The organism is Kitasatospora sp. NPDC058406, assembly GCF_042722765.1.
Taxonomy (GTDB): domain Bacteria; phylum Actinomycetota; class Actinomycetes; order Streptomycetales; family Streptomycetaceae; genus Kitasatospora.
This window is the reverse complement of sequence record NZ_JBHXKE010000025.1, coordinates 47,757-57,913: the sequence shown is the minus strand read 5'-3', so window position 1 is coordinate 57,913 and position 10,157 is coordinate 47,757. Positions and strand designations below refer to the sequence as shown.

The 10,157-nt window shown below is 73.6% G+C and carries 9 protein-coding genes; 7 read left to right on the top strand and 2 right to left on the bottom strand.

The genetic code is table 11. The features are described from left to right. Nucleotides 1-59: 59 nt before the first annotated feature. From ACFWOG_RS07810 to ACFWOG_RS07785, 6 genes are all read left to right on the top strand, one after another. Nucleotides 60-332, top strand: coding sequence for a phosphoribosyl-ATP diphosphatase (locus ACFWOG_RS07810; RefSeq protein WP_030306151.1), 273 nt, complete (start codon nucleotides 60-62; stop codon nucleotides 330-332). Nucleotides 333-389: 57 nt separating this feature from the next. Beyond that, nucleotides 390-1,238, top strand: coding sequence for an ATP phosphoribosyltransferase (gene hisG / locus ACFWOG_RS07805; protein ID WP_329884203.1), 849 nt, complete (start codon nucleotides 390-392; stop codon nucleotides 1,236-1,238). 112 nt (nucleotides 1,239-1,350) lie between these two features. Then, nucleotides 1,351-1,785 carry a PH domain-containing protein gene (locus tag ACFWOG_RS07800; protein ID WP_329884205.1) on the top strand — a complete coding sequence of 145 codons (435 nt, stop codon included), beginning with the start codon at nucleotides 1,351-1,353 and terminating at the stop codon, nucleotides 1,783-1,785. A gap of 232 nt (nucleotides 1,786-2,017) precedes the next feature. Next, nucleotides 2,018-3,364 (top strand): hemolysin family protein, encoded by a 1,347-nt coding sequence (locus tag ACFWOG_RS07795; RefSeq protein WP_380355835.1) that lies wholly within the window; start codon nucleotides 2,018-2,020, stop codon nucleotides 3,362-3,364. Further along, nucleotides 3,361-4,407 (top strand): hemolysin family protein, encoded by a 1,047-nt coding sequence (locus ACFWOG_RS07790; RefSeq protein ID WP_380355832.1) that lies wholly within the window; start codon nucleotides 3,361-3,363, stop codon nucleotides 4,405-4,407. Before ACFWOG_RS07795 ends, ACFWOG_RS07790 begins: the two co-directional genes overlap by 4 nt. A gap of 99 nt (nucleotides 4,408-4,506) precedes the next feature. Continuing rightward, nucleotides 4,507-5,496 carry an NAD-dependent epimerase/dehydratase family protein gene (locus tag ACFWOG_RS07785; RefSeq protein WP_329884211.1) on the top strand — a complete coding sequence of 330 codons (990 nt, stop codon included), beginning with the start codon at nucleotides 4,507-4,509 and terminating at the stop codon, nucleotides 5,494-5,496. A gap of 89 nt (nucleotides 5,497-5,585) precedes the next feature. On the opposite strand, the gene ACFWOG_RS07780 is transcribed toward ACFWOG_RS07785, so the two are convergent. Then, complete coding sequence (locus ACFWOG_RS07780) at nucleotides 5,586-7,730, bottom strand: AAA family ATPase (RefSeq protein ID WP_380355840.1); 2,145 nt, start codon at nucleotides 7,728-7,730, stop codon at nucleotides 5,586-5,588. Between the two features lie 395 nt (nucleotides 7,731-8,125). Further along, entirely contained in the window at nucleotides 8,126-8,764 is a 639-nt protein-coding gene (locus tag ACFWOG_RS07775; RefSeq protein ID WP_380355829.1) for a uridine kinase, read from the bottom strand. 211 nt (nucleotides 8,765-8,975) lie between these two features. Here ACFWOG_RS07775 and ACFWOG_RS07770 point away from each other — a divergent pair, with 211 nt between their 5' ends. Further along, nucleotides 8,976-10,139 (top strand): acyl-CoA dehydrogenase family protein, encoded by a 1,164-nt coding sequence (locus tag ACFWOG_RS07770; RefSeq protein ID WP_355405854.1) that lies wholly within the window; start codon nucleotides 8,976-8,978, stop codon nucleotides 10,137-10,139. The last annotated feature ends 18 nt before the right edge of the window (nucleotides 10,140-10,157 follow it).

Below are 10,157 nucleotides of genomic sequence, written 5' to 3'. Positions count from 1 at the left end.
GTCCACGGTCCGGGACCGTTTACCGCCCGTAAGCCCGCACGCCGTAAGGTGAGTCCATCATGGCTTCGAAGACATTCGAGGAGCTCTTCACCGAGCTCCAGCAGAAGGCCGCCACCGGCGACCCCTCGTCCTCCCGTACCGCGCAGCTCGTCCAGCAGGGCGTCCATGCGATCGGCAAGAAGGTCGTCGAGGAGGCCGCAGAGGTCTGGATGGCCGCCGAGTTCCAGTCGGACGAGCAGACCGCCGAGGAGATCTCCCAGCTCCTCTACCACCTTCAGGTGATGATGGTCGCCCGTGGGCTGACGCTCGACGACGTCTACAAGTACCTCTAGAACCGGTCCGGCACGTAACCCCCTTCGTCACACCCAACAGGTAAGGAACAGACCTCCATGCTGCGCATCGCCGTTCCCAACAAGGGTTCGCTCTCGGGTCCTGCGGCGGAGATGCTCCATGAGGCCGGCTACCGCCAGCGCAAGGACGCCAAGGAGCTCGTGCTGGTCGACCCGGGCAACCAGGTCGAGTTCTTCTTCCTGCGCCCGCGCGACATCGCGGTCTACGTCGGCTCCGGCCGCCTCGACGTCGGCATCACCGGCCGTGACCTGCTCCTGGACTCGCACTCCAACGCGGAGGAGGTGCTGGCCCTCGGCTTCGGCGGCTCCACCTTCCGCTTCGCCCGCCCGGAGGGCGTGGACGTCCAGGACGTGCAGGGGCTGGAGGGTCTGCGGATCGCCACCTCCTACACCGGCCTGGTCGAGCAGCACCTCGCCGACCACGGGGTCAAGGCCACCGTCACCAAGCTGGACGGCGCGGTCGAGACCGCGGTGCAGCTGGGCGTCGCCGACGTGATCGCCGACGTGGTGGAGACCGGCACCAGCCTGCGCAACGCGGGCCTGGAGGTGTTCGGTGAGCCGATCCTGGTCTCCGACGCCGTGGTGATCCGGCCCAAGGGCGCCGGCGAGGACCCGGCCGTCGACCAGTTCCTGCGCCGTCTGCAGGGCGTCCTGGTGGCCCGCCGCTACGTGCTGATGGACTACGACATCCGCGCCGAGAACGTCGGCGCCGCCGTCGGTCTCACCCCGGGCCTGGAGTCGCCGACCGTCTCCCCGCTGCACACCGAGGGCTGGGTGGCCGTCCGCGCGATGGTGCTCCGCAAGGAGGCCCAGCGGATCATGGACGACCTGTGGAGCATCGGCGCCCGGGCGATCCTGGTCACCAACATCCACGCCTGCCGTCTCTGATCCGCCTGCCGCCTGCGGCCCCGCAGGTAAGGACCGGTTGAATGGGGCGGGGACGCCGTACGCGTCCCCGCCCCTTCCCCGCACCAGCCGTCGAACCACCCCGGAGCCCCTCGTGTCCACCACCGCCGAGTTCCCCGTCACCTGGGCCCCGCGCCGCACCCGTGCCGTCCTGCTGCCGGTCTGCGCGCTGCTGGTGGTGCTGTTCGCCGTGATGGCGGTCGCGCTGCCGGCGAACTGGCAGTTCAACGACCGGCTGATGATGGCGGCCAGCGGGGTGTTCTTCGCCTCGGTGGGCCTGATGCTGGCCCGCCCCCGGGTCAGGGCCGACGCCGAGGGCGTCACCGTGGTCAACTTCGTCCGCAGCCGTCGCCTGGCCTGGGCCGAGATCGTCCGGGTCAACTTCCGCCAGGGCGACCCGTGGGCCACGCTCGACCTCGCGGACGGCTCCTCGCTGGCCGCCGTCGGCATCCAGTCCGGTGTGGGCAAGGCCCAGGCGATCGCGGACGCCCGCGCGCTGCGCGACCTGGTCGAGCGCCGCGGCCACTGAGCCGCCGAGCCGCCGTTCCGCCCCCTCGCACCGCCCTTCGCCCCTTCACGCCCTTCGCGGGTCCGAACACGGATCCGACATGCGCACGGGTATCGTCTACGCTGGTAAAAGCGGGGCAAAGGCATTGTCCTGCCCGAAAACGACCTGAGGAGTGAAACCCCCCGTCCATGGACGATCCGTCCGGTAGTACCTACGCCGCCCAACTTCCGACCCTCGGAAGGCAGGCGGCACTGTGATCACCGCCTGGCTGCTGCTGCTCGCAGCCCTTCTGCTCATCCTCGCCAACGGCCTCTTCGTGGCCGCCGAGTTCGCCTTCGTGACCGTCGAGCGCGGCGCCGTCGAGCGCTCCGCCGAGGCCGGGGACGCCAAGTCCGGCCGGGTCTCCAAGGCCCTGCGGCACCTCTCCTTCGAGCTCTCCGGAGCCCAGCTCGGCATCACCGTCACCTCGCTGGTGGTCGGCATGCTCGCCGAGCCGGCGCTCTCCGTCCTCCTGAAGCCCGTCCTCACCGGCGTCGGCCTGCCCGAGGGCGCGGCCCGAGGCACCGGCGTGATCATCGGCATGGTGCTCGCCACCGTGGTCCAGATGGTGATCGGTGAGCTGGTCCCGAAGAACTGGGCGATCTCCCGGCCGCTCCAGGTGGCCCGCGCGGTCGCCGCGCCGCACATGGCCTTCTCGCGCGTCTGCCGCCCGCTGATCAGCGTGCTGAACGGTTCGGCCGACCGGATGGTCCGCGCCTTCGGGATCGAGCCGCAGGAGGAGCTGGGCCACGCCCGGACCCCTGCCGAGCTGGTCTCGCTCGCGCGTCACTCGGCCAGGGCCGGCGCCATAGACGAGGAGTCCGCCACCCTGTTCGTGCGGACCCTCGGCCTCGGCGACCTCACCGCCGAGTCCGTGATGACCCCGAGGATCGACGTGGCCGCGCTCCAGCACGACGCCAGCGCCGCCGACGTCCTCAACCTGACCCGCGCCACCGGCCTCTCCCGCTTCCCGGTCTACAGCGACAGCCTGGACGAGGTCACCGGCACCGTCACGCTCAAGGACGCGCTCGCCGTCCCCTCCGGCCGGCGCGCCTCGGTCCGGGTCTCCGACCTGGCCGTGCCGCCGCTGCTGGTGCCCGCGATGCTCCCGGCCGAACGGCTGCTCGACCAGCTGCGCCGCCTCCAGCCGATGGCCATCGTGGTGGACGAGTACGGCGGCACCGCCGGCGTGGTCACCGTCGAGGACATCGTCGAGGAGATCGTCGGCGAGGTGCAGGACGAGCACGACCCGGCCGACACCCCCGAGCTGCTGCCGCTGCCGCCGGTCGACGGACAGCCCGTCTGGGCCGCCGACGGCCGCGCCCGGCTCGACCAGCTGGAGGCCATCGGCCTGTACGCCCCGGACGGTCCGTACGAGACCCTGGCCGGCCTGGTCACCGACCTGCTCGGCAAGCTGCCCGCCCCGGGCGAGCAGACCGAGCTGCCCGGCTGGCGGTTCACCGTCGAGGCCGTGGACCGCCACCGGACCAGCCGGGTCCGGGTGGAACGCACCGCCGAGCACCACCACTTCTTCGGCGACGACGAGGACGGGACCCGATGACCGCGCTCCAACTGGCCGTCGCCGTCCTGCTGCTCCTCGGCAACGCCTTCTTCGTCGGCGCGGAGTTCGCCGTCGTCTCGGTCCGGCGCAGCCAGATCGAGCCGCTCGCCGAGGCCGGCAACAAGCGTGCCCGCACCGTGCTGCACGCGCTCTCCAACGTCTCCGCGATGCTCGCCGCCGCCCAGCTCGGCATCACCGTCTGCTCGCTGGGCCTCGGTGCCCTCGCCGAGCCGACCATCGCCCACCTGCTGGAGGGGCCGTTCCACGCGATCGGCATCCCGTCCGGCCTGATGCACCCGCTCTCGTACGGCATCGCCCTGGCCGTCGTGGTCTACCTGCACATGGTGCTGGGCGAGATGGTGCCCAAGAACATCGCGCTGGCCGGCCCGGAGAAGGCCGCGCTCTGGCTCGGCCCGCCGCTGGACCGCCTGGCCCGCTGGCTCACCCCGGTGATCTCGTTCCTGAACGCCTTCGCCAACGGCGTGCTGAAGCTGTTCAAGGTCGAGGTCAAGGACGAGGTGGAGTCGGTCTTCACCACCGAGCAGCTGATGTACCTGCTCGTCGACTCCCGGGACGCCGGCCTGCTCGACGAGGGCCGCCAGGAACGTCTGGAGGACGCCCTGGAGCTGGGCCGCCGCCCGGTCACCGAGGTCCTGCTCACCCCTGAGCAGCTGGTCACCGTGGACACCAAGGTGACCGCCGCACAGATCGAGGAGCTGGCGCTGCGCACCGGGTTCTCGCGCTTCCCGGTCGCCGACGGCGACCCGGCCGGCCACGGCTACCTGGGGTACCTGCACCTCAAGGACATCCTGGACGTCGAGGACCCGACCGCGCCGGTCCCGGCCCGCCTCTGGCGGCCGATCACGGTGGTGCGCGGCACGCTCCCGCTGGACGACGCGCTCGGCGCCATGCGCCGGGCCGCCTGCCACCTGGCGGCCGTCCTCGACGCCGACGGGCGGACGCTCGGCGTGGTGATGCTGGAGGACGTCCTGGAGGAGCTGGTCGGCGAGGTCCACGACCCGGACCACCGCTCCGCGGCGTAGCCGGCCCCGGCCTTCGGCCCGGCCCTTTCGCTCAGGGCGATTCCGCTCTGAGCGTGCGACTGTTCCCATGCCGCCCACCCTCTGTGCAGGGTGGGCGGCATGAAGCTTCTACTGCTGGGTGGGACGGAGTTCGTCGGTCGGGCCGTGGCCGAGGACGCGGTGGCGAGAGGGTGGGAGGTGACGGTCTTCCACCGGGGGACGCACGCTCCGCCGGAGGGGGTGGCCGAGGTCCGGCACGGGGACCGGACGGCCGGGGGCGGGCTCGCGGCGCTCGCCGAGGGGGAGTGGGACGCCGTGGTGGACACCTGGTCCGGCGCCCCGTCGGCGGTGCGCGAGAGCGCCCGCCTGCTGGCCGGCCGGGTCGGCCGGTACGCGTACGTGTCCAGCCGCTCGGTGTACGCCTACCCGGCCCCGGCCGGCGCGGACGAGACCGCGCCGGTGGTCGACGGTTCGCCCGACGACGGCGGTGACGTGGCGTACCCGCAGGCCAAGCGGGGCGGCGAGCTGGCGGTGCTGGACGCGTTCGGCGACCGGGCCCTGCTGGTGCGGGCCGGACTGATCCTCGGCCCGTACGAGAACATCGGCCGGCTGCCCTGGTGGCTCGGCCGGATCGCCCGCGGCGGCCCGGTGCTGGCCCCCGGGCCGCGCGACCTCGCCGTGCAGTACATCGACGCCCGCGACCTCGCGGCCTGGACGCTGGACGCCCTGGCGGCCGGCCTCGGCGGTCCGTACGACCTGGTCGGCCCCAGGGGGCACGCGACCATGGGCGAGCTGCTGGAGGCCTGTGTGGCGGCCACCGGCGCGGACGCCGAGCTGCGCTGGACGGAGCCCGCGCCGATCCTGGCGGCCGGCGTCGAGCCGTGGAGCCACCTGCCGGTCTGGATCCCGCCGGGCGAGCTGTACGACACCATGCACGGCTCCGACGTCGCCAAGGCGGTCGCGGCCGGGCTGCGCTGCCGCCCGGTGGCGGAGACCGTCGCCGACACCTGGGCCTGGCTGACCGCGATCGGCGGCACCGCGCCGCAGCGCCCGGACCGGCCGAAGGTGGGGCTGGACCCGGAGCTGGAGGCGAAGGTGCTGGCGGGCTGAGCGGGCCGCCGGTGACCGGACCGGGCGGGGCGGCTCGCCCGGCCGGTCGCCCCGGCCCGGTGCCTGCCCGCAGCCTGCCCGGTACCGGTTCAGCTCCGGCCGTCGATCAGCTCCCCGTACGCCTGGACCAGGTCGGGCAGCCGGAGGGTGGCCAGGTCCTCGCGGCCGGGCGGTTCGCGCAGCATGGTGAGCCGCAGGTCCCGGTAGGCGCAGGACTTCTCGTACAGGGTGCGGATGAACCGGCCGTTGCCCAGCTCGTCAATCCAGCCCTCGCGGACCACGTGGGTGCAGATCGAGGCCAGCTCCTCGGTGGCGTCCTCGTCCCAGCCGTCCCCGTCCCGCCCGGCGAGCGCCGAGCCGATCGCGGTCAGCTCGCCGGGGCGGTAGCTGGGGAAGTCGACCCGGGTGGTGAAGCGGGAGTTGAGGCCGGGGTTGGTGGCGAGCAGCCGGTTCATGCCCTCGGGGTAGCCGGCCAGGATCACCACCAGCCGGTCACGGTTGTCCTCGGCGCGCTTGAGCAGGACCTGGAGCGCCTCGTCGCCGTACGCGTCGCCCTTGCTGTAGCCGGAGTTGGAGAGGCTGTACGCCTCGTCGATGAAGAGCACGCCGTCCAGCGCGGAGTCGATCAGCTCGTTCGCCTTGACCGCGGTCTGTCCGAGGAACTCGCCGACCAGGTCGGCCCGTTGGGCCTCGACCAGGTGGTCGCCGGAGAGCAGCCCGAGGGCGTGGAAGACCCGGCCGAGGATCCGGGCCACGGTGGTCTTGCCGGTGCCGGAGGGGCCGGAGAAGACGAAGTGGCGCTTGGGCGGCTGGACCGGCAGGCCCTGCTCGGCGCGGAGCCGGGCCATCCGCAGCTGTGCGGAGAGCGCCCGGACCTGCCGCTTGACCGGCTCCAGACCGACCATCTGCGACAGTTCGGCCAGGGCCGCGTCCAAGTCGCCCCGGTCGTCCTCGCGTTCGACCGTGGTGAAGGCGTTCGCGGTGCGGGGGAGCGCCTCGCCCCGGGCCGGGGCGGGGGCGGCCGGCGCGGCCGGGGCCGGCTGCGGAGCGGCCGAAGAACCGGAGCGCCCGCCGCCCGCCGTGGAACCGGGCCCGCTGCCGGGTCTGTTGTCGGTGCCGGTCCCCGCGGTGGCGGGCGCGGCCGGCGCCGCGGGGTAGGGCTCGGCGTCCGGGCCGGGAACATCCGCAACCGAACCGCCAGGGCCGTCGGGACCGGTGAGGGCCGGCCCCGGCCCCTCCGCGCCGACACCCGCCGGGTTCGGACTCCCGCCGGCGAGGCCGTCGCCGCCGAGCCCCTCGACGCCGGGACCGCCCGGGCCGGGAGCCTCCGCGCCGACCGGGTCCGGCCCGAAGGCCCCGTAGCCGACGGGGTCGAGCCCCGTCGGGTCCAGCGCGTCCAGCGCCTCCACGGAGCCCGGCGAACCCGGGGGATCCAGGGGATCCAGCCCGTCCTCCGGGCCGCCCGCGCGGCCCGTCTCGCGGCCGAGCCCGCCCGCTGCGCCGGATTCCAGCAGCGCGTCGGCGACGCCGTCCTCCGCCGAGATCGCGGTGAGCCGGGCCGCGGTGTCCATGAACGCGGGATCGGCCCGGTGGACGGCCCGGTAGAGCGGTAACGCGGCCGCGCTGCGCCCGGCGCCCTCGTACGAGCGGGCCAGCCAGTACCGCAGCTCCTTGCGCTGCGGCTGCTCGGAGCGGCAGCGGGCGAGCGAGGCGGCGAGCGGCCCCTGGGCCTGCGCGCACATGTCCAGCCGGACCCGCGCCATGCCGGCGAAGAGTCCGGCCTCGATGCCGAGCAGCGGGTCGTCCAGCAGCCGGTCGGTGTCCCTGATCAGCTGCTCCCAGTCCTTCAGGAGGTAGGACCGGCAGGCGTGCAGGAACCGGGCGCACGGGTCGTCGTCGGGGGCCGGGCACTGTTCCAGGGCCTGGTCCAGCTCGGTGAGGTGACGCCCGTCGAGCCAGTGGGAGGCGTGGGCGAGCGCCAGGTCCCGGGTGTTCTCCAGGACCGGCTGCACCCACCAGCCGAGCCAGTACCAGGAGCTGAGCGGCCGGCCGTGCCGGCGGCGTTGTTCACCGAACCGCTTCTGGTAACGGTACATGGCGAGCAGCGCGCCGGAGGTGTCGCTGCGCAGCGCGTGCAGGCCGAGCCAGGCGTCGGCCATGCCGGGGTCCAGTCGCACGGCGGCGCGGAACTCCTCCTCGGCCCGGGAGTACGCGCCGGCCGTGTAGGCGTCCATGGCACGGAGCCAGGCACGGTCGGCGAGCCGGTCCGGCGCCGTGCCGCCCGCGTTGTTGCTGTCGGAACTCTCCACCGTCGTCACTCACGCCCCCCGCGGTGTGGCTCGGGGCTCGGCCGGCGGGGCGATGTGCGGAGCCGGCCGGTGGTCGTCAACCCCCGGGGCGCCTATGCGCCTGCCAGGAATCGTACCGGCGCGGCGCTGATCCGGAAGGGTGCCGCACGATGTCAAATGCGATCGGGGGTGCGGCCGTTGGACGGTGGCCGGGACCGGGGGAGGAATGACGGACGGCACCCCCGGCTCACGGGGGAACAAGCCGGGGATGCCGGGTCCGAGGTTGCGGATTCAACGAACCCGGCAACGTGGGAGAACCTAATTCCTGGAGATACCGCAGGTCAAGCGCTTGTTGAAGGTTCACCGAACGTGCTCGGCGCGATCCGTCCGGTCACTCCGTCGACCAGGTTTCCGGCGAACGGCCGGCTCGGGTCGTCGGCGAAATGTGCGGTTTCGGCCGATGCCCAGCCCTCCCAGAACTCGGCCAGTCCGGGCCCGTCCCGTTCCTCGCCGCGCCGCCGGGCCGCCGCGGCGTCCAGCTCCATCCAGATCAGCCGGCTCAGCCACGGCCGCACCGCGCGCCGCCCGGCGCCGACCCCCTCGATCAGGACCACCGGCGCGAGCGGCACCGCGGCGGTGCGGGCGAACCGGCGCAGCGTCCAGTCGTAGACCTCGTACGCGGCGTCCCGCCCGGCCGCCAGCGGCTCCAGCACCTGCGTGCGCAGGCGCCCGGTCCAGCCGAACGGTTCGGCGTGGGTGGCCAGGTCGTCCAGGTGGACCACCGGCGCCCCGCCCAGCGCCGCCGCCAGCCGGTCCGTGAACGTGGTCTTGCCCGAACCCGCGTGGCCGTCCACCGAGACCAGCCGCACGGGCCCGCAGGAGGGCGGCAGCGCCCGCAGCCCGGCGGCCAGGCCGGCCAGGTCCGGAGCGGGCGTGCGGGGCCCCTCTACAGGGGGAGCGGGGGTCTCGGAACAAGCCACAACGTCAACCCTACGGGGGGCCGTGCGCCGGTACGGACAGTGAGGGAAGGCAGGTCGTGACGGCAGCGCCGTGATCGGGCATACTCACTTCGCCACGTATGTGAACGGCCGTTCACCGCAATCCGGTGCCGGTCGGGCCGACCTGCCACACCCCGCGCGGGGCCCACCACTCCCGGGGCCCGGTGCCAGATCGAGGAGGCGACCAGCCGCTATGACCCCCTCCCCTGCGAAAGCCGTGGACCGCCAGCTGCCGAGCGAGGAGGCCCGTGAGCTCCTGAGCCTGACCCGGGACCTCGTCCAGCGCGAGCTGCAGCCGCGCGCCGCCGAGGACGAGGCCGTCGGCCGCTTCCCGCGCGAGGTCTTCCGCACGCTCGGCGAGGCCGGCCTGCTCTCGCTCCCGTACGACGAGAGGCACGGCGGCGGCGAGCAGCCCTACGAGGTCTACCTCCAGGTGCTGGAGGAGCTGGCGGCCGGCTGGCTGGCCGTCGGCCTCGGCGTCAGCGTCCACACGCTCTCCTGCCACGCGCTCGCCACCTTCGGCAGTGACGAACAGCGCGACCGCTGGCTCCCGGGCATGCTCTCCGGCGAGCAGCTCGGCGCCTACTGCCTCTCCGAGCCGCAGTCCGGCTCCGACGCCGCCGCCCTGCGCACCCGCGCCGACCTGGACGGTGACGCGTACGTGGTCAGCGGCACCAAGGCGTGGATCACCCACGGCGGCCACGCCGACTTCTACAGCTCGCTGGTCCGGACCGGCGAGGAGGGCGCGCGCGGGATCAGCTGCCTGCTGGTGCCCGGTACCCAGCCCGGGCTGTCGGCGGCCCCGCCGGAGCACAAGATGGGCATGAAGTCCTCGCCGACCGCCCAACTGCACTTCGACGGCGCCCGGGTCCCCCGGGAGCGGCTGATCGGCAGTGAGGGCCAGGGCTTCCAGATCGCGCTCGCCGCGCTCGACTCCGGCCGCCTCGGCATCGCGGCCTGCGCGGTCGGCGTCGCCCAGGCCGCGCTCGACCAGGCCGTCGACTACGCGCGCACCCGCCGCCAGTTCGGCCGCCCGATCGCGGACTTCCAGGGCCTGTCGTTCCTGCTCGCCGACATGGCCACCCAGATCGAGGCCGGCCGGGCGCTCTACCTGGCCGCCGCCCGCAAGCGCGACGCCGGGCTGCCGTTCTCCAAGGAGGCGGCGATGGCCAAGCTGTTCTGCACCGACGCGGCGATGAAGGTGACCACGGACGCCGTGCAGGTGCTCGGCGGCTACGGCTACACGCAGGACTTCCCCACCGAGCGGTACATGCGCGAGGCCAAGGTGCTGCAGATCGTCGAGGGCACCAACCAGATCCAGCGCCTGGTGATCGGCCGCCACCTCACCAAGGGCTGAGCGGGGGCGGCCCGTGAA

Excerpts from the sequence above, each read along its gene's own strand:
- ACFWOG_RS07810 (WP_030306151.1), top strand. The coding sequence starts at position 60 with ATGGCTTCGAAGACATTCGAGGAGCTCTTCACCGAGCTCCAGCAGAAG.
- hisG (WP_329884203.1), top strand. The coding sequence starts at position 390 with ATGCTGCGCATCGCCGTTCCCAACAAGGGTTCGCTCTCGGGTCCTGCG.
- ACFWOG_RS07790 (WP_380355832.1), top strand. The coding sequence starts at position 3,361 with ATGACCGCGCTCCAACTGGCCGTCGCCGTCCTGCTGCTCCTCGGCAAC.
- ACFWOG_RS07785 (WP_329884211.1), top strand. The coding sequence starts at position 4,507 with ATGAAGCTTCTACTGCTGGGTGGGACGGAGTTCGTCGGTCGGGCCGTG.
- ACFWOG_RS07780 (WP_380355840.1), bottom strand. The coding sequence starts at position 7,730 with ATGGACGCCTACACGGCCGGCGCGTACTCCCGGGCCGAGGAGGAGTTC.
- ACFWOG_RS07770 (WP_355405854.1), top strand. The coding sequence starts at position 8,976 with ATGACCCCCTCCCCTGCGAAAGCCGTGGACCGCCAGCTGCCGAGCGAG.